The organism is Stieleria magnilauensis, from assembly GCA_007753675.1.
Taxonomy (GTDB): Bacteria; Planctomycetota; Planctomycetia; order Pirellulales; family Pirellulaceae; genus Stieleria; species Stieleria magnilauensis.
The window spans coordinates 10,169,626-10,195,093 of sequence record CP036432.1; the positions used below are offsets into that span (position 1 = coordinate 10,169,626).

The 25,468-nt window shown below is 57.4% G+C and carries 16 protein-coding genes; 10 read left to right on the forward strand and 6 right to left on the reverse strand.

The genetic code is table 11. The annotated features are described in order from the left end of the window. The first annotated feature begins 553 nt into the window (after positions 1 to 553). From TBK1r_RS35945 to TBK1r_RS35955, 3 genes are all read left to right on the forward strand, one after another. Positions 554 to 1,201: a hypothetical protein gene (locus TBK1r_RS35945; protein ID WP_419580723.1), complete on the forward strand. Its 648-nt coding sequence runs from the start codon at positions 554 to 556 to the stop codon at positions 1,199 to 1,201. A 3-nt stretch (positions 1,202 to 1,204) separates the two neighbouring features. After that, complete coding sequence (locus tag TBK1r_RS35950; protein ID WP_145220844.1) at positions 1,205 to 2,050, forward strand: hypothetical protein; 846 nt, start codon at positions 1,205 to 1,207, stop codon at positions 2,048 to 2,050. 87 nt (positions 2,051 to 2,137) lie between these two features. Then, positions 2,138 to 3,184, forward strand: coding sequence for a DUF1593 domain-containing protein (locus tag TBK1r_RS35955; RefSeq protein WP_419580724.1), 1,047 nt, complete (start codon positions 2,138 to 2,140; stop codon positions 3,182 to 3,184). 330 nt (positions 3,185 to 3,514) lie between these two features. On the opposite strand, the gene TBK1r_RS35960 is transcribed toward TBK1r_RS35955, so the two are convergent. The 3 genes from TBK1r_RS35960 to TBK1r_RS35970 all read right to left on the reverse strand — a co-directional run bounded on the left by TBK1r_RS35960 (position 3,515) and on the right by TBK1r_RS35970 (position 8,360). Then, on the reverse strand, positions 3,515 to 4,387 hold the full coding sequence (locus TBK1r_RS35960) for an SHOCT domain-containing protein (RefSeq protein WP_145220846.1): 873 nt from the start codon (positions 4,385 to 4,387) through the stop codon (positions 3,515 to 3,517). A 324-nt stretch (positions 4,388 to 4,711) separates the two neighbouring features. Then, positions 4,712 to 6,055 (reverse strand): DUF1552 domain-containing protein, encoded by a 1,344-nt coding sequence (locus TBK1r_RS35965; RefSeq protein ID WP_145220848.1) that lies wholly within the window; start codon positions 6,053 to 6,055, stop codon positions 4,712 to 4,714. A gap of 4 nt (positions 6,056 to 6,059) precedes the next feature. Further along, the gene (locus TBK1r_RS35970) at positions 6,060 to 8,360 is read right to left on the reverse strand and encodes a DUF1592 domain-containing protein (protein WP_419580725.1); all 2,301 of its coding nucleotides are present in this window, start codon (positions 8,358 to 8,360) and stop codon (positions 6,060 to 6,062) included. A 340-nt stretch (positions 8,361 to 8,700) separates the two neighbouring features. Here TBK1r_RS35970 and TBK1r_RS35975 point away from each other — a divergent pair, with 340 nt between their 5' ends. From TBK1r_RS35975 to TBK1r_RS35995, 4 genes are all read left to right on the forward strand, one after another. Continuing rightward, positions 8,701 to 10,068, forward strand: a complete 1,368-nt coding sequence (locus TBK1r_RS35975) for an enolase C-terminal domain-like protein (protein WP_145220850.1) — start codon at positions 8,701 to 8,703, stop codon at positions 10,066 to 10,068. A 522-nt stretch (positions 10,069 to 10,590) separates the two neighbouring features. Continuing rightward, a complete protein-coding gene (locus tag TBK1r_RS35980; protein WP_419580726.1) occupies positions 10,591 to 11,280 on the forward strand; it encodes a sigma-70 family RNA polymerase sigma factor in 690 nt (229 codons plus the stop codon). A 470-nt stretch (positions 11,281 to 11,750) separates the two neighbouring features. Further along, positions 11,751 to 14,699 carry a WD40 repeat domain-containing serine/threonine protein kinase gene (locus TBK1r_RS35990; protein WP_419580727.1) on the forward strand — a complete coding sequence of 983 codons (2,949 nt, stop codon included), beginning with the start codon at positions 11,751 to 11,753 and terminating at the stop codon, positions 14,697 to 14,699. 247 nt (positions 14,700 to 14,946) lie between these two features. Then, entirely contained in the window at positions 14,947 to 15,765 is an 819-nt protein-coding gene (locus TBK1r_RS35995) for a Vgb family protein (RefSeq protein ID WP_145220859.1), read from the forward strand. Positions 15,766 to 16,260: 495 nt separating this feature from the next. On the opposite strand, the gene TBK1r_RS36000 is transcribed toward TBK1r_RS35995, so the two are convergent. Beyond that, positions 16,261 to 16,503, reverse strand: a complete 243-nt coding sequence (locus tag TBK1r_RS36000) for a hypothetical protein (RefSeq protein ID WP_145220860.1) — start codon at positions 16,501 to 16,503, stop codon at positions 16,261 to 16,263. Positions 16,504 to 17,851: 1,348 nt separating this feature from the next. Here TBK1r_RS36000 and TBK1r_RS36005 point away from each other — a divergent pair. Further along, positions 17,852 to 18,907 carry a leucine-rich repeat domain-containing protein gene (locus tag TBK1r_RS36005; RefSeq protein ID WP_145220861.1) on the forward strand — a complete coding sequence of 352 codons (1,056 nt, stop codon included), beginning with the start codon at positions 17,852 to 17,854 and terminating at the stop codon, positions 18,905 to 18,907. Between the two features lie 54 nt (positions 18,908 to 18,961). On the opposite strand, the gene TBK1r_RS39355 is transcribed toward TBK1r_RS36005, so the two are convergent. Together TBK1r_RS39355 and TBK1r_RS36015 are read right to left on the reverse strand one after the other, a co-directional pair. Beyond that, positions 18,962 to 22,288 carry a DUF6797 domain-containing protein gene (locus TBK1r_RS39355; RefSeq protein WP_419580728.1) on the reverse strand — a complete coding sequence of 1,109 codons (3,327 nt, stop codon included), beginning with the start codon at positions 22,286 to 22,288 and terminating at the stop codon, positions 18,962 to 18,964. Positions 22,289 to 22,459: 171 nt separating this feature from the next. Next, complete coding sequence (locus tag TBK1r_RS36015; protein WP_145220862.1) at positions 22,460 to 23,959, reverse strand: BON domain-containing protein; 1,500 nt, start codon at positions 23,957 to 23,959, stop codon at positions 22,460 to 22,462. Between the two features lie 159 nt (positions 23,960 to 24,118). On the opposite strand from TBK1r_RS36015, the gene TBK1r_RS39360 reads away from it, so the two are divergent. Both TBK1r_RS39360 and TBK1r_RS36020 read left to right on the forward strand, forming a co-directional pair. Beyond that, positions 24,119 to 24,535, forward strand: coding sequence for a hypothetical protein (locus tag TBK1r_RS39360; RefSeq protein WP_419580729.1), 417 nt, complete (start codon positions 24,119 to 24,121; stop codon positions 24,533 to 24,535). Between the two features lie 75 nt (positions 24,536 to 24,610). Further along, positions 24,611 to 25,363 carry a PRC-barrel domain-containing protein gene (locus tag TBK1r_RS36020; RefSeq protein ID WP_145220863.1) on the forward strand — a complete coding sequence of 251 codons (753 nt, stop codon included), beginning with the start codon at positions 24,611 to 24,613 and terminating at the stop codon, positions 25,361 to 25,363. Positions 25,364 to 25,468: the final 105 nt, after the last annotated feature.

The window sequence follows — 25,468 nt, forward strand, 5'->3', positions numbered from 1 at the left end:
GGGCATAACCTTCTAGCCTAGTGGTACCGAAGCGCAATTCAACATGCCGGCCGTGTAGTTGGTGGCATTCTTCTGCAATTCATCGAACCACGAAATCTCGCATAGTCGATGGGTCCGAACGTGTCGTCAAAGCGTTCACAGTGAGCTTGGCCATGTGCGACGAATTCGCCCGCGGCGCCTTCGCACTGATGCACATGACCGAATACGTCACACTCGCAATACCCCTCCGGCTGACTAGTCACCGAAGCGTCCAAGACGAAAGCTTGCTTTCGCCTGTCGGCTGGTCTATCGTCAGGGATCGGTGTTCACCCGCGCGCGGGTGGATTGCGTTCGCATCCACCACAGTCCCTCAACTTTTACGAAGAGGTTCCGATCATCCGAGAAGGACGCTCGACGCATCGGATCGATCATGAATTGCCAAGCATGTCCTAAGAGAGCCAAGCTGCCGGTAAATCATAAGCGGTATATCGCGGCTGCCTTTCTGCTCATCGTTGCCATAGGTGTCCCTCAATCGGATTGCCGAGCTGGGTTGATCGGAGGCCTAACGGAACTCGTGAATGACTCCACCTTGAAGCGATTGACGGCGGAATTTTGGATCAAAGCACAATACGACCCGACTGGTGGTACGTTTGTCGGTCCCAAAGACTTGGACTTCGTCGAGCTGGATATCGTCAAAACCAAGTTCAATTCGACATTTTTGGTCGATGACGATTCAAACCCACTCAGTTACAAGAAGGTGAAGCTCGATCCGGTGGACCACTTTGTTGACTGGCGAGACGCCACGCCGATGGACTACCAACAGTTCGGATTCAACGACACCTTCCCGTCTCGCGCTTTGCTGGAGGGATACGGCCCTCTAAATGCCACCGCATTTGAGATGCAAGACAATGTCAAATTCCAATTTGGAATTCTCACGTTTGACTACTCGGGGCTGACCATCAACACCGGCGACACCTTCACGCTCGACATTACCGGAGATTTGGAAGCGAGCGGTCTCTACACAACCAATGCAGTGGTTTCTGATCCGGGAGATCCCGGAGGAACGGTACCGATTAACTTTGAGTTTGATGCCGGTCTCGGACCGAGCGTGCAATCATATACCTTCGGTGCCACACAAAAGCCCGTCATCCCTGAACCAGGCAGCGGAGCGATCTTTCTCGGTTTGGCTTGCTTGACGTTGACCTCATTTCGTCGACGCTAGACCATGGATTTAAAGCCTATCTTGAATCTGAATTCCTCGGTAATCCGCTTAGTGGTCATCACTTGCGGAATTGCCTCAATCGCATTCGGGTCTCGTTGCCGAGCCGAAGTCATCGCTCAGTTCGACTTTGACGGAAACAACTACGTTGTCGATACCGCGAATCCATTGGGATCCAATACAGGATTGCAATTGTCAGGCGATCTTGGGCTAGTCGGCATCGCAGTAACGCAACTACAGTTCTCACCCGGTCTGGATCCGACTGCCGCGCTTGGCTTTGGTGCCGCTGACTACAACAACGCCCTGGGCTTCAGCACGGATGTCAACAACGATCGCGATTTCTTGACCGCCGACCAGACGGTTTTCTTTCAAGTTGAAGTGCAGTCGGGTTTTCTGCTCGACCTGGAGTCGTTTCGCTTTGACACGCTTAAGACGCGGGGCACAAATACCGACGACGCGCGGCTAACGTATTCGGTCTTTCTCAACCCGGCAGGCGATCCGTCGGTCGACGGACTGATCGGGGACTTCGACTTCTTACCGAACGGCAACGGCGCCCATGACCACTTCGCCGATGGCGTTGCAGGCGCGGAGACCACCGGCCCGAGCTTTTCCACCGGACGCCATGCGGTCGGACCGATCGACCTGAGCGCCAATCAAAACCTGACCGGGACCCAAACCATCGCGATCCGATTGTACGGCAGCGCGGGCAACGGAAACGACCAGGACTTCGGCATCGACAACCTCGTCCTCCGCGGTCAAGTCACCGCGATCCCCGAACCCGCCTGCACCGCTGTGCTGCTGCTGGGCATCGCCGCATCGACCTGCCGCCGACGCCGGTCGAACGCCCTCTGACCGTCCGGACGCCGGCTTGATATCATTCGGGCGACTCGTTTGCATGGGGCTGACACCGCCCATCCACCGTCTTTCAGAGTGAATTCCGTGGCCCTCCGTTCCATCGTTTCGATTGTGCTGCTTGCCGGGTGTTTCGCCACCGCACTGTCCCCAGTCTCACCCGCAGTCTCGCCCGCAGACGAGCGCCCTCGATTGTTCGTGCTGACCGACATCGGCGGTGACCCCGACGACCAACAGTCGCTCGTTCGGTTGATGGTCTACAGCAACGAATTCCAGATCGAAGGCCTCGTCGCCTCCGCCTCGGGAACGCCCGGGGAACTGAAAGTTGCCACGACCAGAACGGACATGATCCGCGAAACGGTGTCGGCCTACGGCAAGGTCCGCGGCAATCTGCTGCGACACGCCCGGGGTTGGCCCGAAACCGAATCGTTGCTGAACGTCATCAAGTCCGGTAATCCGCAACGGGGCCGCCAGAACGTCGGCGAAGGCCATGACACGGAGGGGTCGGCGCTGTTGATCGAACGTGTCGACGCGGGATCCGCAGATCGCCCCTTGAACATCACGATCTGGGGCGGACAGACAGACCTGGCCCAAGCACTGTGGCGGGTTCGCAAGGATCGCGGCGCTGAGGGGTTGGCAGAATTCGTCAAGCGATTTCGCGTCTATGACATCGCCGACCAAGACAGCATCGCCGACTGGATGCAGTCCGAGTTTGCGGGGATGTACTACATGCTCAGCAAAGCCAAGGCGGGGACCGACAAACGCAATGCAACCTTTCGGGGTATGTATCTGACCGGCGACGAATCACTGACCTCGCGAGAATGGATCGAGACGAACGTCCGCTCGACCGGCCCGCTCGGTCAACTCTATCCCACCAAAACCTGGACCAGTCCCAATCCTCACGGCTGCATGAAGGAAGGCGACACGCCTTCCTGGTTTTTCTTTTTGCCCCAAGGCCACAACGATCCCTCCGATCCCACGCAACCCGGCTGGGGCGGGCAATTCGCTCAGGCGGCTGACGGTTGGTATCGCGACGACCAACTGACAACGGACCCCCGCCTCAACGTCAGTCGATGGCGAGCCGAATTTCAAACCGATTTCGCGCTCCGCATGTCCTGGTGCAAGGGCCCCTGAACACGTTACTGGGCGGCGTGATTCGCTTGGCTGCGACGGTCTTGGCGACACCTGATCGGCGACATTTTCCCAGGTGGGGCCCGAAGGCTCACGCCCAATACCGCAAAATCGAGAAGCGACTTACCCAAAAATGGCTCCCCTCTCCCCCGAACAAGCCTCTTGGTCGATTCGGATTGATCATGCGCGCCAAGTGATTTTAGTAAGCGAAAACGTTGCGACGAGTAGAGGCTTGTTTGGGGGAGAGGGGAGCCATCGTGTTTGATTTTCGTTTCTCGATTTAGCGGCATTGGCCTCGCGCCAATCGGCTGATCATCGTTGAGCGGTATCGCGTTACAGCCGCGCGAGCAATTCGCTCTTCTTGCTGGCGAATTCTTCGTCGGTGATGTAGCCCTTTTCTTTCAGCGAGCCGAGTCGCTCCAGGGTCTCAATCACGTCTTCACGCGACGGATGCGTCGCGGGCGCGTCATTGGACGGATTTGTCGCGGCGACGTTTTCGGATCGGTTCTCTGGCGGCGGTGCGGCCGGACCGACGCTCATCGATGGCGCCGGTGCATTGGCCGGCGGGTGAATCGAACCGTCTCGCGAAACGACCGGCAGCGTCGACAAGTCGACCGTCCCGTACTGGCTGGTGAAGGTGATCGATTGCCCGCCGCCTTGCTGCTGGCTGAAGCCGCCGATCTGATGATCCAAGGTATCGTACACCCAGGGCGTCCCGCCGGTCGTGACGGCCAGCCGATGCGAATCGGCAAAGTACGCGTAGCGCAGACTGTTCTGTGATCCCACCGACGTCGGCGACCCGAGTTCTTTCGGCCACCAATTCGTCGACGGATCGGGCACGAACAGACTGTTGGACGAGCCCATCTGACCGCTCGCCTGAGCCTGGGAACTCATCCCGTTTTGACTTTGAGATTGAAACGAACCACTAAACGGCGTCGATTGATGGTTGGCCAATTCGTTGGAAATGTCATTGCACAGGTTGTCGACCAGGCATTTGAGATTGTTGTTGAACAGGTCGCTGACCATGGTCATCCCGCCGCGCATCCATTGACCGGAGCCGCAGAATTCGGGATGGCTGAACTGGGCCATCGTTCCGTTGCCGTTGTAAACGGCGATCAACATGTGGGTCACCGCGTCGTTGGAAAGGCCGTAACGGTTGGCGAGTGACTGGACGATTTGTTGTCCCGTCGGGGAGAGGTTTGGCATCTTTGTGCAAGGGTTGGAAATGGTGTCCTGCCGGGGAAATCCCCCGTCAGACTGGGGAACCGCTCGCGTCGCCGGCCTTGGAATCATTTCCACAAACGCAAGTGTTCAGAGATCGAACGAACTCCAGAGCCTAGCAGATCGACAACAAAAATGAATGTCCCTATTTGAGCCGGATCGTCGATTATTTGCCCGGCCCACGGTACGAGTGGGCTGTGAGTGAATGAGCCGAAGCCGCTCGCCGCGGGCCCAGTGGTGACGGCGCTTGGGATTTAGGGCATCACACGCCACTGGCTAACGCCACGTGCTGAAATGCATTTCAGCGAGCTACAGCTTGATCACACCGTTGCTGTCGCCGAACTGCTGTGCGTCGGCGCCCATTTGCTGCATCATCCAGACGTACAGATTGCACAGCGGCGTGCCGTTTTCGTACTTCAAATGACGCCCGGTCTTGATCCGCCCGGCCGCGGATCCGGCCAGCAAAATCGGCAGATCGTCGTGGTTGTGGCGGTCACCGTCGCTGATGCCACTGCCGTAAACAATCATGCTGTTTTCCAACAGCGTCCGGCTGCCTTCGCGGACGCTACGCAACCGCCCCAGCAGATACGCGAAACGGTCCAGGTGATAGCGATTGATCGTTGCGATCTGTGTTTGCTTGTGCGCGCTCTTGCCGTGGTGCGACAACTCGTGGTGCCCCTCGCTCACGCCGATCTCTTTGTAACTTCGATTGCTGCCGGCATTGGTGAACATGAACGACAGGATCCGCGTGCTGTCGGTTTGAAACGCCAACGTGACCATGTCCATCATCAGATCGCTGTGCTTGTCCAATTCCCGCGGTACACCGCTGGGGCGCGGGTAATCCGGAACACCGCTCTCATCAAACCTCAAACGCTCCGCGCCGCCGAGCCGTTTCTCCACGTCGCGGACGGCATACAGGTACTCGTCCAACTTGCGACGATCCACGGCCGGCAGGGCTTGATGCAATCGCTTGGCGTCTTCGAGTGCGAAATCGAGCACACTTTTGCGAAACAGTTCGCGTTTCGTTTTCGCCTGTTTGGTTTCCTTGACGCTCTTTCCGGCAAACAGCCGATCGAACACCGCCCCGGGATCAATCTCCTTGGCCATCGGGTTGGTCGGGCCACGCCAAGACATGTTGGATGCGTAAGCACAGCTGTACCCGCTGTCGCAATTGCCCGCCTGGGCGCTGGCTTCGAGCCCGAGTTCCAGCGACGCGAATCGCGATTGGTCGCCGACAGACTTGGCGGTCGCTTGATCGACCGAGATACCATTTTGGATGTCTGCGCCGTTGGTTTTACGGGGATGGGCGCCCGTCAAAAACGCGGCCACGCTGCGGGCATGATCGCCGCCGCCGTCGCCGTGGGCGCGAGCCCCGTCGAGCGTCAACCCGCTCAACACATTGACGTCGTCGCGAAAGTCGGCGATCCGCTCGAGCGTCGGCGACAGATCGTATTTGTAACCCGCCTTCTGTGGCGTCCAGTCCGGCATGTGCATACCGTTGGGCACATAAAAGAATGCCATCCGAAGCGGCGGACGGGTGCGTGCTTCGGCGGCCGACAACAGACGACTTGATGACATCACATCCAACAGCGGCAAGGCCAGCGAAACGCCGGCGCCACGCAATACGGTTCGTCGAGAAAGGGTCTTGGGCATCGGATTACTCTCGGAAACCTTGTTTCTGGAAGGGGTCACTTTGAATGATGGCGGCGATCAGATAGGCGAAGCGGTCGTCGTGCTCACGACACTCGCTGACAATCGTGTCGATCGCGCATTTGTCATAAAACTCGGTGCCGCGGCCGATCGCATAGATCAACAATTTCTCGGCCAGACAGCGAACGAATTGCTCTTTTCGAGAACCGGCCAACAGCCGACGCAGATCATCCACTCCATCGAACGCGGTCCCATCGGGGAACACGCCGGAGGCATCGATCGGGTCGCGGCCTTCCTTCATGCGCCAGCGTCCCACGGCGTCAAAATTTTCCAGCGCAAAGCCGAGCGGATCCATCATGTTGTGGCACGTCGCACAGGCCGGGTTCTGGCGATGTTGCTCCATCCGTTCTCGCAACGTGCCGACCAATTCGTCACGTTGCAATTCGGGAACATTGGGCGGCGCCGGCGGTGGCGGTGTATTGAGCAGGTTGTCCAGCACCCATTTCCCACGCTTGACCGGACTGGTGCGGGTCGGATTACTGGTCACCGTCAACACACTGGCGTGCGTCAGCAATCCGCCACGCGGTGTCCCGGCCAGCGACACCTTGCGAAATCCGTCACCATCAACACCCGCGATCCCGTAAAACTCCGCCAGCGGCTGATTCAGATACGTGAAATCCGCATCCAGCAGCGTGGTCACGGGCAGGTTCTCCCGCATCACGGCGGCAAAAAACGTCAGCGTCTCGCGCATCATCAACTTGCGAATCTGATCGTTGAACCCGCGATACACCTTGGTGTCGGGATCGACGTTTTCCAAGTTGCGAATCTGCAACCATTGCGAGGCAAAATTCTCGACGAACTGGTTGGCACGTCGGTCCTGGATCATCGACGCGATCTTTCTCAATAACACGTTCGGATCTCGGATCGTACCGCGATGGGCCATCATCAACAGTTCATCGTCGGGCATGCTGCTCCACAGGAAGTACGAAATCCGCGTCGCCAGTTCGTAATCGGTGATCAGCGGCATCGATCCATCGGGCCCCGGCGATTGCGGCCGCTCGACCTTGAACAAAAACGATGGCGAAACGAGCACGGCGCCGATCGCGACTTGGATGCTTTCTTCGAAGCTTCCGTCCGCATCACGCACTTGAGCGGCGAGTGCGGAGAGCCGATCAACTTCCCAGTCGCTGGCCGGTCGACGGAACGCGCGACTGGCAAACCGGGACAGGACAGCACGTGTCGCCTGGTCGACGGTCACGTCTTTGGACGGCGTGACAAAAATGATCTTCTGATGACTCGGTGGAATCTTGGACGCGTCGATCGAAACACTTCGGGTCTCGGTTCCCGCCAACTTCACGTGGTGCAAGTGGAAATTTCGATCCGCCACGTTCTTCTGGTAGTAGTCATTGATGAAACTGATTTTGATCGTGCGTTTGCCTTTTCCCAAACGCATCGGAATCTTGAATTCCTGGGGCTCGTGATTGGGGATTTCGATCACGGTCGGTCGACGCCCCCAATCGATCTCCGCCTTGACCGGTTCGTCCCCTCCCTGATCACCGCCGGCCATCAGCGTCAGCTGGTACATCCCGCCGAACGGCAGCGTGACCTCCAACGAAACGGTGCCGTGGGAGGCGAGAATGAGTGGCACACGGGATCCGAACTTTTCGGCACCGACCAACGACGCGGGGCCGCGTTCGATCTCGTACAACTCCGGCGGCGGTGGCGTGTAGATCGCTTCGCCGGCAATCTGCAACGCCGCATCGACGTACTTTTCCATCAACAACGGGGGCAGCGAGAGCACGTCACCGATGTTGTCGAATCCGTACCCCACATCGTCGCCGGGGAAATCCGCCGCCGGCGTGTAGTCGACGCCCGTCAAATCACCAATGGTGTTCCGATATTCGTCACGGTTGAGCCGGCGCAAGGCGACCCGACCGGCGTTGGGATTCTGGACACAATCGACCGCATTGGCCACCGCATCGATCATCCGCACCATCCGCTGCCGCGTCTCAGAATCCAGCTCCGGGCCGTCTTCGGGCGGCATCGTTCCCAAACGCAAATGGGCGATCGCCTGCCCCCAACGGGTCCGATTGGTCTGCAAACTGGTGGCGCGGTCGTCGCTGGCCAAGTCAATTTCGCTGCCGGAATCGTGACAGTCGTAACAATACGTGCGAAGCAACGGCAGCAAATGGGTTCTGAAGTTGGCTTCACGGGCCGCCGAATCCGCCCGACAGGGGGACGCCGCAAACACCAGCACCATCAACGTCACGTGAGGCAGAAACGTCGAAAAAGGCCGGCGGAGAAACATGGGGGCGGGAGCGGAGACGATGGTCGAAACAAAAAGTTCAAGGGCGATGCATCCATTCTACCTCATCAGAAACGCCGCACGCCGCACGCCGCAACAAGGTGCTCAGCAATCTGTCGACGGCGGTCCGTGTTTCGCCTCGTGCGCACCGCGTGGTCCGCCGACGGAGCGTGCATTCACCTGGCCATCGAGCCGGTGGCGCAATCTGATAGACTACCGCCCCGTCTGCGGCGTGTGGATTGAATCGCATCACACGCAGGGTCAGCCGGTTGGCTGCAACCGACAGGCCCCCACCTCGTCTCGGCGATCAAATTGCATCGCGAACGATCTGAATCAAGGAATCATGAAACCCACCGACATTCGCATCACCGGCGTCCGAACCAGTTACGAGCACCACGATTACCGGACGACGATGAAGTTCGGCGGCATGCCCGTCGATAAAGCCACGGTGTTGAACGTGGAGTGTGATGTCGTCACCCGCGATGGAAAAACGGCCACCGGATTCGGTTCCATGCCGCTGTCGAACATCTGGGCATTCCCGTCGCGTGAGATGAAATACGACCAGACCCTGGCCGCAATGACCACACTGGCCGGGCGCTGCGAAACGATCACGGGCGAGTACACCGAATTCGGACACCCGGTCGACCTGGGCATGGCGTTGGAGGAACAGTATCTGGCGGCGGCCGCTGAGGTCAGCGGCGAACTCAAGTTGGTCCAACCGATCCCGATGCTGGCCACGATGGTCACCGCCAGCCCCTTTGACGCGGCGATCCACGACGCGTTTGGCAAAGTCCACGGCAAGAATTGTTTTCAAACCTACGGCCAAGACTTCATGAGCCGTGACGTCGGTGCGTACCTGGGCCCGGACTACGCCGGAGACTGGATCGGAGATTTCTTGCTGGACAAGCCCAAGCCGCGGATGCCGCTGTACCATTTGGTCGGCGCGCTCGATCCACTCGACGACAATGAATTGCAGAAACCCACCGGCGATGGATTGCCCGACACGTTGCCCGAGTGGATTCGATACAACGGTCTGACGAACCTGAAACTGAAACTCAACGGCGACGACGTCAATTGGGACCTGGAACGGATCGTCAAAGTCGATCGCATCGCCGCAGAAACCCAGGCCACACTCGGCGTCGACACCTGGTATTACTCGCTGGACTTCAACGAGCGCTGCCCACACGTCGATTACTTGATCGAGATGTTGGAAAAACTTCGCGAGCGGACGCCGAAAGGATTTGACCGCGTGCAATACATCGAACAGCCGACGGCGCGCGATCTGAAGGCGCATCCGGAGAACAAGATGCACGAAGCGGCGAAGCTCAAGCCGGTCGTGATCGATGAATCGTTGACCGATCTGGAATCGTTGATGCTGGCCCGCGAGATGGGTTACACCGGGGCGGCGCTCAAGGCGTGCAAGGGACAGTCGCAATCGATGTTGATGGCCGTTGCCGCACAGAAACTGGGGCTGTTTTTGTGCGTGCAAGATTTGACTTGCCCGGGCGCCTCGCTGATTCACTCGGCCGCCATCGCCGCCCACGTCCCCGGCGTCGCCGCGATCGAATCGAATTCGCGTCAGTATTGCCCGAAGGCGAATCTGCCGTGGGAAGACAAGTTCCCGGGGATCTTCGTCGTGCGAGACGGATCGATGGACACCAGCTGCCTCAACGGCGTTGGCCTGGGCGCCGTCCCGGACGGCGCGATGTGACAGCCAGCGACGCGGCACCATCAAGCCACCGGCTATTTCGCATCGGTCCTACAGGTCGATGGTCACCCGACCGATGTCCGGAAACAAAGCCGTCGGACGATCGGAGACGGCGGGTAAAAAACTTTGAGAGGTAAGAAAATTGCCGACGATCAAGGATCGCAGCCGGAATTCATGTTCTTACCTCCGAAATCTTCTTACCTTTTTCCAGCGGCCGATTCGGGAAAGAGTGGCAAAACATTGGGGCAAAACAACTCCAGATCCTAATCGTCTTGCCCCGCATCGTTTTGCCCCCTGCTCGTTCTCGATTTTCACTCCACCGGACACATCGACGCCCGAATTCAGAATCAGCACACCGGCGCCGAGGTTGCATCGACCGAACACGGCCGGCAAAAATGCTTTAGCGCACGTTCCTTGAAATCCCGGACCCGATCCTCGGAACCGTCCACCGAAGCCTGCGATCCGCGTTTGGAAGCTAGATTTGGCCGCGTTAGCGAGCTGCGATCGAACGACGTATGAGAAAAGGTGTCAGGATCAGTCCTGGCACCTTTTCTCGCGCAGCCAGAGAAATTCGCGGCACGTATTCTTGAAAAATGCGTCTCTGGAAACAAAAATGCTAGCATGGCCGAGCAGAAAACATTGGGGCAAAGCGCCGCATCATTGGAAGCGAAGATCGAAAATCTTTCAAATTGGCAAGAGCGCGTGAGTCGCTGGATTGCCGAATCGTGCCGTCACTCTTTCTCGCGTTTTCCGCAACTTCGGCGGTGGGAAATGACTGGTGATGTTGCTCAGCAGGCGACTTTATCGTTGCTTGACGCCATCAATTCGAAGAAGGTGAACCCGACTTCTGAGGAGCATTTGCGCCGCATTGCGATTCTTCATGTGAAGTGGACTTTTCTGAGGCTGGCTCGGCAGCATCGGCGGTCTATTCGTACAGCGTACGCTACACCGATCGCTGAAAACGGAGGGCTCAGAGTGGAGGAGGTCCATGCGTCTGAATTCACTCCAATGAAGCGCAGAGTCGATTGGCTGCAGTTTCACTGCACGGTCGACAATCTACCTGAATTGCAACGGGAGATATTTCATAAGTGCTGGTACGACGAGATGAAGAAGTCGGAGATTGCTGAACAACTGGGTGTCAGTATCCGAACCGTCCAGCGAAACTACCGACTCGCTTGCGAGCGACTGATTTGTGCATTGGGTGATTTCAACTGATCGGCGATTTCATCCCGGCCTACGTTTTGTGGCCAAGAGGCAAATGGTGACTTGCAACGCGAATGGCGTTTGGGTTCAAATCTTTGCATGAATCAGTCCGACGAAAAGAATCCGGAAGAGCTTCAGAACCCGAAAGTGGGTGAATTGCTAGACGAGTTCTTAATTGCGGAAGAGTTAGGTTCACCGGTATCGGCTGAAGAGCTTTGTAAGGAAAACAGCGGTTTACTGACGGCGCTCCAAGATGCGATCGCTCGTCAGCGTCGCTTCGAATCACTCAAGGAGGACTTGGATTCGCAACTTCCGTTAGTCTACGGTTCCTACGAAGTCGTTGAAGTTCTTGGCAAAGGAGGATGCGGCACAGTCTTCAGGTGCAGGCACAAGCACCTTCAGCGTGAAGCAGCCGTGAAAGTGGTTGTGTTATCCATGGCAATCCTTTCGCCGAAGCTCACTTCGTTCGCGAGATTGAGGTTGTGCGAGAGTTCGGTCACGACCGGATTGCCACCATCTTTGACAGTGGCGTTCTCAACCATGGGTCAAGCATTGTCGGCTGGTTGGCAATGGAATACCTGTCTGGCGGCCGCATTGACGATTTCGTGTCGAATACAAACGCATCAGAATTCGCGATCCTTTCACTAATCAGAAGCGTCGTGTCGACGTTGTCAGACGCTCATCAATCAGGAATCCTGCATCACGACATCAAACCCGGTAATATCCTGATGTCCGAACGTGGGGAACCGCACCTAACGGACTTTGGATTGGCAAGGATTGCGGGAAGCCATGACTTGGAAGGCCCCCACGGTCCGATCGGAACGCCCGGCTACATCGCCCCAGAACTCAAAGACAGGACCGGGCGCCCCGGCGTGACTTCCGAGATATACAGTTTGGGAGTCGTACTTAGAAAACTGTTGGGTCGAATGTCTGACGTTCCGGCAAGTGCGTCGGGCACGCGAACACCCAAACGACGCCACGATTTCGTGGAATGGCGATCACGCGATCTGGATGCCGTCTTGGCGCGGATGACAGCGGACAATCCAAAGGATCGGTATTCGTCGCTTCCGCTACTATCTGCGGACATCGACTGCCTCATTGAGGGAGATTTGGTTGCGGTTCGACCAGTTTCGCTGGTCGAAAAAGGCGCCCGATGGATACGCCGAAACCCTACGCTGGCGATTCTTTGGAGCGTCATCGCAGCGACATTGCTGATGGCTTTTGTTCTCCTGACAGTGAACGTCACTTCAAGATACAGGCATGCACGAGAAGTCGACCAGCAGAATCAAGAACTCCTCGCCAGAGAACAGCAACTGAGGAGGGCAACGGTAAGTTCGCGTCTTAGATCGATTCAGTCGCTCCTGGGACGCAATCGGATTGTGGCGAAGCAGCAGCTTGAAGATGAATCGCTCTTTCCACTTGGAGATCGCGGTTTCGCATGGAAGTTCCTACATTCGGAGGCGACCGACGTTGCGTATGACTTGTCCGAATTAGACGGTGGATTTGGTGGGATCTATCAGGTCAGGTTCTCGCCTGACAACAGAAAACTTGTCGTATGCAGCAAGCCAAGAAGTCTTTCGCTCGTCGACGTGGTTCATCGAACTAGGATTGTCGTGCCTTGTGATTTGCGGCTTGCCGGAACCCTGCTTTCTCACCCGGCGATGACATCTTTTTACTGCCAGGAGTCCAGTGGCAACTTGTTGGAAATCTCCTGGGAGTCCGGTGCGATCCTGCGCCGCATCGATCTGCCAGTGCCAACGCGAGCAAAGATGGCTTTAACATCACGAGGCCACCAAAGCTATGGGCTCACCAAAGAAGGGTCCCCATTTCGAATCGATTTGGCGTCGGAAACTGCTCTGACTGGGAGCAATCCAATTGACGCCGTCCCCGCCGGCTTGTGGCTCACTCCAGATGACCAGGTCCTGCATTGTGTGACCCGAAAAGGTATTTGGCATCGCTGGGATACGGGTACGCTTGAAGAGCTGCAGCAAAGCAACATTTTTGATGCTCTCGATCCAGAGGCTATCCTTCTCGATTCAACCAAACGCACGCTGAGAGCAGCGGAAGCGAATTATGAAATGGATTTCGGCCTCTGTATCGTTCTCGGGCTCGACAATGGAATAGCAATAGTCGCTTGGCCCGGCTCGCCTCGAAGTTATTCTTTGATCGCTCGATCCTCGCCGCTGACAAGCCATTTCGCATTTAGGCCCAGGTCACAATGCGTCATACCGGACGGACGAGGCGGGCTCCTCTTCTCAGTATTCGATCCGGCAAATCAAGAAACGATCGGCGCAGTCACGGATAGCGTTCTTGCCGCAGCCGTTTCTTCTGATAACAGATGGACTGCTACCGGTGGGAGCAAGGGCAAGCTCTTCGTAAGGCGAATCCGAGATCCAAGTGAAAGGACTCGGCGATTGCAAACGTTTACTGGAGAAGATCGTGGGTACGGTCCCCCAGTGCGTACCGTCCAATTGACGGCATCCGGTGAAACGCTCGTTTGCCATCGAGAGGGCTGGTGCGCGGTGGTCGATGTGGAAACAGACCGAGTCCTCGAGGGCTTTCAAATCAACAACTCCCAATTTTCGACGATCGCCTATTCTCGAAAGAACCAATTGGCCGTGCTGGGCTTTCGAACTCCCGGGAGCAAGGTTGTCGCAATGCGGAGACGCGAGGATGGGGGCTTCTGCGATCAGGAACTGTCATCGACGGGAATATCGGAATCCTCAGGCCCTTTTTGTCCACCTCCAAAGCCTGCTTTTGAAATCGAATGCGATGCAAATGTCACGTCGTTGTGCTTTTCAAAGGATGAAGACGTACTACTCGTGGCGCTGCGAAACGGGGAGTTGTTCACGGCTGATGCTTTGACAGGAAAGATTCTTAAGCACTGTAGCCTTCTCGGAGGGAAATCGGCTTGTCTTTCAATGTCAGCGGTAGCGGGTGGAATCTTGTGCGGTGGAGCGGACGGTAGAATCCACCTCGTCAACGTCGGAGATGGAACGATCGAGGCGTCGTGGCGAGCCGGCGAAAGTCGCATCTACTCATTGACGGTCAACAGCGACGAATCCCTGATCTACAGCGGGATGGCAACCGGTGTGATTCGGGTTTTCGACCCCGAGGGAAAGCTTCGCCGCCAAATGTCGGGACATCAAGGCCGAGTTCTATCGCTAGCGCTAAGCAACGATGGTGAAACATTGGCCAGCGGAAGTGCGGACCACAGGATCGTGCTCTGGGACACGCGCAGCGGAGAAATGCAACTGCTGCTGAATCGGCACACCGACTCCGTGACGGACCTGTGTTTTTCAAAGGACGATTCAGAGCTCTGGTCCACATCGGCTGAAGGGACCGTCTACAGATGGAACTCGCAGGACAGCGACGGCTCCATTTCAAGAACTCCCGATCATTCTGAAACTCCCAAGAGCCCCCCCGAGTGATGGACTCCTGGCGAAGTGCAATGCATTGAACGCAATGCGCTCGTTTTCGATCCGTATTCTTGTCGCTTGACCCGTTGCAGTTTCGTCCGAGGCGGGACGTCTAAATCGAGCATCTGGAACGTGAGTTCTCACGGCAATTCTTGTCTTTCGTCCGATTTTTCGAGATTTCCTGACGCTTCGCACGCAAATCGGTTCAGGGGTAGCCGTGGAGATCTCATTTCAACCAATCGGCAGGACTTCAAGCACCATGATTCGCGCTTTTCTATTTCTGGCATCATTCATTGCCCCAGCCACCTGCAGTGCAGGACTAATGTTGTATGGAAATGACAACACCACGGATCAATTGATCAGGCTAGATCCAGTCACTGGGATCGGGACTGCAATAGGAGCAACGGGCATCAGTCGCATCGCCGGGATTGCAGTTGGGTCCGACGGAACCATTTACGCTTCCGCCGATCTGGACCAGAATCTCTTGACCCTTGATCCCGTCACGGGCGCGGCTACCGTTGTTGGTAGTTTCGGGTTTCCTGGCGTTCGAGGCTTGGCTTTCGATAACAGCGGGCAGCTTTTTGGATTTGACGATGGCACTAATCAGATCATAAAGATCGACATCTCAAACGGTGCTGGTACAGCTGTTTCGTTGGTAGGGCTGACCGATGTTAATGGCCTCGCCTTTGATTCTTCCGGAGTATTGTTCGCAACGGATCCGTTTAGCAACAACCTTTTGACAATCGACCCTGCGACCGGTGCTCACACCGTGATTGGCGCGTTTGGCGCCGGCACGACTTCCATCCGTTCAATAGCCTTTGATGACACCGGGACATTGTTTGGAGTGGATGCCGGCGCCACTGATTCGCTGTACAAGATCAATACATCAACGGGTGCCGCAACTCTGGTCGGCCCAACAGGATTTAGTACGATTTCCGGTATCGCTTTTGCTCCAGCAATTGTCCCGGAACCGAGTGGCCTAGCCGTTTGGTCTCTGATCCTGCTTACTGTGCCTAGCCGGCGAAAACGACATCCATCAAATCTTCGCCCACTTTTCCCGGGAGAGAAAAGAGAGTGAAAAGGTGTCTTATCGGCCGAAGCAACCATCTACGGATAGAACTCGCAGGACAGCGACGCTTCGTAAGCGTTCTATCTGCCCACGGTGGCCTTGGTGGCGGGGGAAGCTGCCGACGGCCAATCGTCGCCCCGTCAATTCGGTGGCCGCCGCTTCCCATGTCTCCAGCACGCAGTTCATCGGCGCTGCCACTGATGCTGCGTTTTGATCTCTCTGGGGTGTCTGTGAGCTCTACTTCCGCTCGACTCCCAAGGGGCGGCGCGAAGTGCGGTCAAGGGATTCGGTCTTTCGCTAAAAGAAAAACCCATTGGATCACGCATCGCATGTCACGAGGGAGTCAGGCGTCTATCGATCCACCACGGGCCACGAGAGATCAAAACGCTTTCGCGGTCTCATCGCTGGTAACCTACGGCCAGAAGACCCCTGAAGCTGGCGATAGCCTTGCTCGCCATCACGTCTGATTTCGGGCGTCCCCTGACGGAAGCGACCTGGTGCATTTCACCACATCATGTCCAGGCCCCCGTCACCGGTGCGCTGGGCGTAATCGAGGTGGTCGCACAGGTCAGCGACCGCTTCAACATCGGAACCCGCTTTGCCTTTGACGCACGAGTGACTCAGGTCGCCGATGAGCCACTGCAACTCCACACGAGTCATTCCCACTCGGCGAATCGCTTGACCCTTCGGCCAACGACGCAGCGACGCCTCCAAACGGCCTGAGACGTAGCCGTACTTCAGGATCAAGTCACGATGTTCGCGCGGAGGAGAAAAAGGGTCAGGAGCCGAATTGGTAGGTTGGGCAATTTAGTTTCATCGTTCGATTGGCATTGCCCTGGACCTGATAGCTGTGGAATCCATCTTCCGTTTTCGTCCGCGACTCTCCTAGCCAGACCGGCAATTGTCGCAGGTTGCGTGGCGACTCCTGCCGTCAGACACTTTCGCTTGCCGTCGCCGCAGAGGTCGCAGACACCGACGCACGCTCGAAAAGTCACCTCCGCGCGGAGGTTGGTTCAACTTCCGCGCCGAACGAGATCTGGAAAATGAAGGCGGTGTCCGCCACCGCCCGCACGAAAGACAATCGCTTCGTGCAGGCGGTTGGTCCAACCTCTGCGAGGTTGAGATAGTTGTTTCGTTGCTTCGGACGACGAACAAGCGGGGGTAGGAAAATTTTGGAGGTAAGGAAATTGTCGACAACCATGGATTGCAGCCGTAATTCATTTTCTTACCTCCGAAATCTTCTTGCCTTTTTCCAGCGACCGATTCGGGGATGAGTGGCAAAACAATAGGGGCAAAACAATTGCAGATAGTAATCGTCTTGCCCCGCATCGTTTTGCCCCCTGCTCGTTCTCGATTTTCACTCCATCGGACAAATCGACGCCCGAATTCAGAATCAGCACGCCGGCGTAGAGGTTGCATCGACCGCTGCGCCCTACAAATCAGCCCTCAGCGCGGCGGTCAGATTCACCGCCTGCACGAATGAATTTCACCTCAGTGAGCCCCAAGTTGGCTCGTTTGACGCGACGATTGCCCTATTCACATGTTCAGTGGCGTCCTCAATCGAAATCGCCCTGGCCGGTTTTCGCTGCTCCGGCATCGGCCACCGGAGCAGCGTCGGTGTTCGGGACCGAAGGCGATTTGCCAGTCTTCCAAGAATCTCTCGGCTTGTCGAACTTCAGCGTGGGAAGATCAGCCGGATCGGTCCGATCAGACGGGTCCGACTGATCGAAGCAGAGAGAAAAGACAGCTCGTCAGCGGACATCTCTTCGTCGGCAGCGACCGCGCCAGCTGTTTCGGGTTACGACAAAAACGGTCCTAACTGCCATCGGCCTCTCACTCAATCCACCTATGAGTCAGTACCTTGCTAGACGACTTTGATTTTTTCGGCGATGTAGGTGGCTCCAACAACTCCATGGGCTGTGGAGGGCTAATGATCACGTTCGGCATCGCTGCGTTATTGTTCGTCATCGTTATGGCTTGGATGTCGTGAGAGCGTTTTCGTCTTGCTGAGGTGCATCGACCGATCACTGGAAGAGAATCTCTTCGGCACAGAAGTGATCCGACCGACGCGACGAAGGGCCGTGTATAATTCAACGTGATCAATCACGCATCTGTGTCGAGTGCCGACTCGATTCGACGCAGCGCGCTGATCTCCAGCAGCCTGAGCGAATCGGTTGAAGCCTTAGAGGATAGCGGCATGCGGTTGCGATACTCGATCCGTTTCTTGCTTGCCACCACAGCCGTGTTTGGTGTACTCGCGCTGGGACTTCGACAGTGGATGGGTCAAACGACACTCGAAGACGTTGCGGCGGAACTGAATCGTGCCGATGCGAAGCCCTACGTTTGGGACCACTGGAACGCCGACACGTTTCTCGAGGACCAAGTGGAGGTGGCCCATCTGTCAGGCGCCATTCCCTGCATCGGACTTCGCTTCGACAAAATCACGTCGGAATCGACACTGATCGCTGCTGCTAAAGTGCCGCAAGCGACCGAACTCGTCATACGCGAGATCGATTCGTCGCTCTCCGTGAAAGGTCTCGATTTTGCGCACCTGATCAAGTTGCATTTGGGCGGAGCGACTGAGAAACAGCTCACCGAATGGCTGGATGCATCCAAACGACTGGAAGACCTCAGCCTGGCATGGAAAGACGAGGGGCCGCAACCAGACTATTCACGTCTTGCTGCGATCAAGTCGTTGAAGGTGTTCCGATTAAGTAACGCCAACGTTTCCGTAGGTGACCTGTCCGAGCTACGGAAACTTCCGCGATTGACTCACATTTCCTTCTATTCGTGCGAAATCGACGATGCCGTGTTTGCCGAGTTGGCGTCGTTTCCTGCCCTCAGCAGCCTCGAACTCTACGGTAAGACCTGCAACGACCATACGGTGCGCCAGTTGCGTGACTTGCGGAAAATTGTTTCGATCGATCTCTCGTCCTCGCGCGTGACCGATCGTGGCGTGGAAATCCTCTCGGAGATGAATCACCTCAAGAAGCTGAGCCTCTACGACTGCCAAGACATCACCTCGCGCTGCGTCCCCGCCTTGTCTGAAATGCGATTTCTCGATTGGTTGAATGTCCTGAAAACTGCGGTCGAGAAAGACAAAACACTCAATCAGGATCCACCCACACAGTTGGCGGAGTGGATGATGTAATCTGCCGGACGCACAGGCATTCGGTTGCATCGTCTTCGCGGGGTTCGCTGGCGATCATCCCTCCGGCACGCGGTTGATCGTCCAGTAGATTTCCTCTTCAAACGCCTCGCCGTCGCGGGCTGTTAACTTGAGCAGCAGGTGGACTTGGTCGACGGGTTCCAAGTCGGGGATGTTTAACAACACACTCTTGCCGTCGCTGCCCAATGACACGCTGGTCACGTTCATCTTGTCGACACCGATTTCACCGGTCTCAGGCGAATACATTTCTGAGCCGTACGATTTGGCCCATCGATAATTCCAGTGGGTCACGTCGTAGGATGCCAGATCGGTCGCCGACGGGATGTCGAGCGGGAAATTGAATTGCAGCTTCAATCCCTCCGCCTGGACCTTGCAATCGCTGACCATCTTGTGCGGCTTTCCGGTGTACCGCAGCCGCTGGATCCCTTTGTCGTCTAATCCGATCCGGCCGCCGCCGTTCCAGCCATGCAACCCGGTGGCATAGACTTGACCGTCGGCCGGATTCACTCGGGCTCGCATGATGCCGGTGCTGAAATCAAACGGCAACTTGATGATCGCGGCTTGAGACACGTCGGGAAAATCCTGGATCATCATGTAGTACATCCAGCCCTTGCCGAAACTGGTGTGCAACAGGCGCCCCGACAGAGGCCCCCAACGCTCGTCGTCGACCCAAGCCTGGCCACCACACGAGTTATCGAATTCTTGCGGCATCCAAACCAGCGGCGGATCGAACGAATCCGGCGGAACGACTTTTTCAAGGTCGATGGTGCCGCCACCAGGCGCCCACATGCCGGGGATCGAATAGTTGCCGACCCAGCCGTAAAAGCCGCCGGGCCGCAGCAGGCTGATCTTCGACGCCGGCGTCCATTGACCTTGATTGTCGCTGGCGACCACGCGGCCGTCGGGCAAACTGCCCATCCCGTTGGGCGTGCGAAACCCAGTGCAATACACCTCTCGATGCCGCCCGTCGGCCGACACCTTGATCACCGCGCCGGGGATGTCCGAGTCCGTCCCGTGCCCGCTTTTCGCGTAATAAAAATTGCCTTGATCATCGGTTTGCAAATCAAAATTGAAGGCGTGGAAGTTGACCGAAACGTCTTGATCGGCGCTGTAGCTTTCATAAAAATCCGCTTCGCCATTGCCGTCGGCATCGTGCAGTTTGACCAACCGGTCCTTGCAGGTGACGAAGACGCTTTCATCCACGATCTTGACGCCGAACGGTTCGTACAAGCCGCCGGCGAATCGTTTCCATTTCAAGTTCAGCAAGTCGTCGTCGATTCCCGAAACGATCCAAATGTCGCCACCGTGTGTCGCAACGGCCATCCGTCCATCGGCAAAGAAGTCCAATGCGGACGTGCGAAACCAGGTGTTCCACGGCGTGGCGTCTGGAATCGTGATCGTGTCGAGCGCATAGGCACCTTGTTCCAATCCCAGATACCCGGTGGTCGTCAACACGTCGGGCCACAGCAGCGGTCCGCCGGTCGTCAGGCGGTCAAAGTCCACCGGCGGTGATGTCGACGCAGACTCGGCGAGGAAGGTTTTGAATTGCGACAACGACACGTGCCGGTCCGCTCCGTCGGCGTCTCCGACGGAATCACCCGCGAGACAGTAAACGTCAACCTGTCGCGTTTGATCACTGGCCGGAATCACCAACCGCAATCGATGCTTCGCATCGACCTGCCATTCCAGCCCGTCGACATCACCGGTCACGGCCGCGGCGGTGAACTCAGCCATCGTGTCGTCGGTGCCGTCGTTGTCCGCCGGCGCAGCGACCAACGCGATCACCGCGCCCGCGTCTGCGGCGTGGGCATCACCATTGCCTGTATCCGCGTTGCCGTCGATTGGCACGAGCATCGAGTGATTCCGCGACGCGTCGCCTTGGGCGGCCGACAGCACCAGTTCCTTGCCCGGGCCGATCCGCAGCGAATGACGGACGGAGTTTCGCAGCGCGCCCTGTTGCGGCAACTCCAGGATCTCGCGGCCGTCGATGCGATAGCGCAGCACCAACTGATCGCCGTGCAAGTAATGCCCGCGATAGTCCATCCACCGCTGCGGCATCGGCCCCCGCGGCAGCAAGTTGTCCCGCGGATAGTCGAGGGTTCCATCGTATCCCCATTGCCAACCGGCCAGGGCATCGAGCACCTGGCCGTCGGGATTGGCGGTTCCCTCGCCGCGTGCCCGAACGTGTTGCGTGTTGCTGAGGTCCAAAAACCCGTCGCGCCAGATGCCGGCCTGGTTCATCGTGTGCAAGTCGTACGAGACGGTCAGATCACCGAGCTTGACCGTCAGAACGCTACTGAGTTTTCGTTCCAATTGGGACGCCAAAGCGGGACCAAAATCGCGCTGCACGTTTTCGATTTCCGTGCCATCCTTGGTTCCCTTGGGCAGCCCCGCCAAGTAATCCTTGTCGACCTTGAAGTAATCGGGGTTGGACGGCTTCATAAACTGCTCGCGGATGTAGTGCACGACCTGATAACGTTCCTTGGGCGTCAGGTGCGACATCGGCGCCATCAACCCGTTGCCGCGCGTCAGGGTCATGAACATGCGATACGGGTCGCTACCGAACTTCAGCTTTTGAGTTCCGAAAGCGCGCGCCGTAGGCAAGGAGGGTGTGTTGCCGTCGCTGCCGTGACAATTAAAACAATAGCCGTGATAGATTCCTTTGCCGGTTTCGAAGTCACGGGAACGGAACCCGCCGATGATGCCCGCATGATCTAGATCTTGGGAATCATCTTTGACCGCCACCTGCTCCGGTCGCGGTTTCAAAGCGGCGAAGCGTTCGGGACCACCGGCGGCGACATCGGTAACGAAGCGGACCAGATCCAGAAAATCCCGCTGGTCACGCAGCGACGCGACAAGGCCTTCGGGCATCATCGATTTGGACGCCGGCTTCATCTGCACAATGTCGTCACGCTCGATCGTGGTCTCGCGGGTCAAGTCCGATGCCGAGCGCAGCGTCACGGTGTCGTCGGTCGTCGTTGCAATCAAGCCCGTCACCACCGCCCCGTCTTCCAACAATAGGGTGTGAGTTTGAAAGCCTTCGCGAATCTTGTTGGACGGATCCAGCAACGATTCGATCACGTGCTGCTCGGTAACCGGTCCGATCGTCGCCAAATCGGGACCGAGTGGCGTCGCGTCGTCCCCGCTGCCATGACATTTCACGCACGCCGCCGCGGACTTGTAGAACACCAACGCGCCACGGCGTGCGTCCCCACGCAGTCGAACCTGTTCGGCCAAGAATTCGGGGGACACGCCGCCGAGTTGTTGCTCCAGGCTTTGCGGGTGCCGGAGCGTTTCGGCGTTGGCCCACGAAAAAAGACTACCAATTGCGAACGAGACAACGCAAAGAAAAAGGTGACGCATGAAGACGGAGGTGGGAAAATCGGGGCGGGGAGAGAAAGGCGAGCAACAGTCACAGCCGCACAGTTTACACGCTCCCGCCCGCCGACTCACGGTAGCGGCGTCGGGATCGCGTTGCTGTCCAGCCTTCAGGCCAAGCCACCCGTGAACATCAACGGGAGACCACCCTTGACGTTAGCGTGGCACATAAATCCTGGAGCCCCCGTGCGGCGGGTGCATGCGAACATTCAGCAGGTTGTGCGGATGTCGTGCACCTGCTTCGATCGCCAAATCCATCGCGGCTTGCCATTGACGCCACGTGTCGACTTCACCGTTCAAGATGACGACCCCATCGCTGACCTCCACCTGGATCTGATTGGACGTATCAAACAACGCGAACTTGAGTTTTCGTTCCAGGTCTTCGCGGATCTGGTCATCCGACTTCGGTTTCCAGTCGTCTTGCACGGCCAGTGCATTGTTGACATGAACCACACCGGGGACCCCATCGACAATCCATTCGGCCAACTGTTTTTCGAATTCGCTTTCCACCAATCCGTAAAAACTGACGTGCGCGGCTTGACAATGGATACGGAAATCACGCCGATCCAAATTGGGGCTTCGCGAGATCGCTTGCTGGGACAGGCGTATGATCTCGGCATCTGACGGAAGTTCGCCTTCGTACCGCACCTCCAATTCGTTGACAACGCGGGTGACGCCGATCGCATCCATTGCCAGCCGCTCCGCCTTGTTTTTCACCCGCAGATTTCCGACGGTTCCGTCCAGGGTGACGACTCCAGACTGGACGGTCGGTGAAATCGAATCGGCGAACGGGAACACGATCGGGTCATTGGCGAACACACGATCCAGCGTCTGCCGGATCGATTGGTCGCTGACGATTGCGTAGCGGCCGGCTCGTCGTGTCGGATCCAGCTGATCGGGATCCACCGATACGTCGTCGGCGACTACACCTTTGACGCCCCAGATCTCTGCCGTCTCAATCAGGTTCGCCTTTTGCGCGACCGACCCGACGGTGCCACTCAATGTGGCGATCGCATCGTCGACTTGGACGCGAATTTCGACGTCATCGAAGTAGACCGAGTTGACGATCAATGCTTGAATCTCCTCACGCAGTTCTTCATCGCTTCGTGGTTTGGTCAGTGCGACGGTGAGTTGATTCTGGACTTCGGTCACGCCACGCACTCCGGCGGCGGCGGTTTCGGCGAGCCGTTTCTCCGCCAGCGAATCGATCTTGCCCGCCATCGCCACGTTGCCGTTTTCAACGTTGACCACGATCTCGGGGCGGTCGAGGCTGTCGTTGACGCGCAACCGCATCAAGACGTCCTCGCGGATGGCGTCGTCGCTGCGATCGCTGCGGTCGACGTACAGTTGGTTGAGGACGCCCTGGATCGATCGGGTTCGTTTGGCAATCTGTCCGGCACGGCGTTTGTCCATCAAACTGGAGACGTTGCCGGAAAGGGTCACCAGTCCGTTTTCGACCTCCACGCTGATACGGCTCGCGTTGAGAGACTCGGTGTCGTCGAGATCGGCCTTGATCGCCGATTCAAGTTCCTCCGAATCAAATTTGTCCTGCTCGGCCGCGAGGGCCGATGCCGGCCCCAGCAGATCTGGGCTGGGGAAGGAAAGACTGACAAGGGTCATCAGTGCCGCAGCAGTGGCAAAGGTTTGATGGATCATGATGGGATTCGCGTAGAGGGAGGGGTGAAGCAGAAAGACAACACCGACACGGTGCGATCAGGAGGGCCCCCCGGCCGGCAGCGCTGTTACTTTTTTGAGCGGCTGGCCACAGCAGGTGAACTCGACCGTCGGCGAGTCACAACTACAGGGTTGAGTGATATGGATTTCCAGATCACAGGTTTGGCAACGGTACATGTCACCGGTCTTTGGCGGTTCTTCTTTGATGGGCATCTGTGTTCCTCGGTGCTACGGTCAACGATGGGTGACGTTCGCCGGTCAGATGGCGGCTGCGAAGGTCAATCACGAACGCGATGGAGCACTTCATATGCCGAATGCCCGAACGACGAAAATCCGTTCCCCTTCGTTGAAGCGGCCGATGAAAATGCCACCGGAGTGATGGGGCAACAACCAGAGTGGTGCCTGTTCCTGCATGCCACCGTCGCGTCCTGTCGACTGAGTCGACCGTCGGAATTCGCCGCGATCACATCAGCCCGACGCGTAAGCGAGGGACCGGTCGACGATTGCCGCTTGCTTGCCGGATCTCGACCCGACTGGGAACACGACTTGCGTCATTGATCGAACACGGCTTGAACGGCCCATTCGAAGCGTCGCCGAGCCTTTTTTGTGAGACTGTTTGACAGGAGACCCGTCATGTTGATCGCTTTTGATTCAGTTCGTGGAACCACACTCGCCGGTGTTGACGACAAGGTCGGAACGATCTTGGACCTGCTAATCGATACCGACGACTGGCTGACCCGGCACTTGGTGGTCGACACGGGAAAGTGGCTTTCCGAACGCCGCGTCTTGTTGCCACCCAGCATTCTAGGACAGCGTGATTGGCAACAGCGATCGATCGCGATCAAGCTGACCAAGAAACAGGTCCAAGACAGCCCCCACGTCGACTCGAAAAAGCCGGTGTCCAGGCAAATGGAAGCGGAGCTGTTCAAGTATTACGACGTGCCAGCTTATTGGGGACCGGCCGGAGTTTCGCTTGCCCTCGGCGGCCCGTCCGGCATGCCGATGTCCGCGCACGTTCCCAACGAAGAGCAGCAGGTGGTGGAAGAAGCACTGCCGAATCTTCGCAGCGCCAAAGAGATCCGAAACTATTCGATCGAAGCGACCGACGGCGACCTCGGCCACGTCGAGGACCTGATCATCGACGATGAAACGTGGGCGGTTCGGTATGTCGTCGTGGACACAAAGAACTGGTTGCCGGCGCGCAAGGTTTTGATCTCACCGCAATGGGTCGAATCCATCTCGTGGTCGGAAACCACCGTGTCAATCAACATGACCCGTGAGGAAATCAAGAACTCGCCCGAGTACGATCCGCTGACACCGATCAACCGCGGCTACGAAGAGCACCTGTACGATTACTACGGCCGAGAACGCTACTGGCTCCCCTAATGCACTCACGCTGGTGTCCAGCCTTCAGGCGCATCCCCACTGGCCTTCAGGCCAAGACCACGGCGCTGAGATCAATCGAGAAGCCCGGACGCTGGCGCGAACCGG

What these genes read in the sequence shown, in the direction of transcription:
- TBK1r_RS35950 (WP_145220844.1), top strand. Translation starts at nt 1,205, where the DNA reads ATGGATTTAAAGCCTATCTTGAATCTGAATTCCTCGGTAATCCGCTTA.
- TBK1r_RS35960 (WP_145220846.1), bottom strand. Translation starts at nt 4,387, where the DNA reads ATGCCAAACCTCTCCCCGACGGGACAACAAATCGTCCAGTCACTCGCC.
- TBK1r_RS35965 (WP_145220848.1), bottom strand. Translation starts at nt 6,055, where the DNA reads ATGCCCAAGACCCTTTCTCGACGAACCGTATTGCGTGGCGCCGGCGTT.
- TBK1r_RS35970 (WP_419580725.1), bottom strand. Translation starts at nt 8,360, where the DNA reads ATGTTTCTCCGCCGGCCTTTTTCGACGTTTCTGCCTCACGTGACGTTG.
- TBK1r_RS35975 (WP_145220850.1), top strand. Translation starts at nt 8,701, where the DNA reads ATGAAACCCACCGACATTCGCATCACCGGCGTCCGAACCAGTTACGAG.
- TBK1r_RS35995 (WP_145220859.1), top strand. Translation starts at nt 14,947, where the DNA reads ATGATTCGCGCTTTTCTATTTCTGGCATCATTCATTGCCCCAGCCACC.
- TBK1r_RS39355 (WP_419580728.1), bottom strand. Translation starts at nt 22,288, where the DNA reads ATGCGTCACCTTTTTCTTTGCGTTGTCTCGTTCGCAATTGGTAGTCTT.
- TBK1r_RS36015 (WP_145220862.1), bottom strand. Translation starts at nt 23,959, where the DNA reads ATGATCCATCAAACCTTTGCCACTGCTGCGGCACTGATGACCCTTGTC.
- TBK1r_RS39360 (WP_419580729.1), top strand. Translation starts at nt 24,119, where the DNA reads ATGGATTTCCAGATCACAGGTTTGGCAACGGTACATGTCACCGGTCTT.
- TBK1r_RS36020 (WP_145220863.1), top strand. Translation starts at nt 24,611, where the DNA reads ATGTTGATCGCTTTTGATTCAGTTCGTGGAACCACACTCGCCGGTGTT.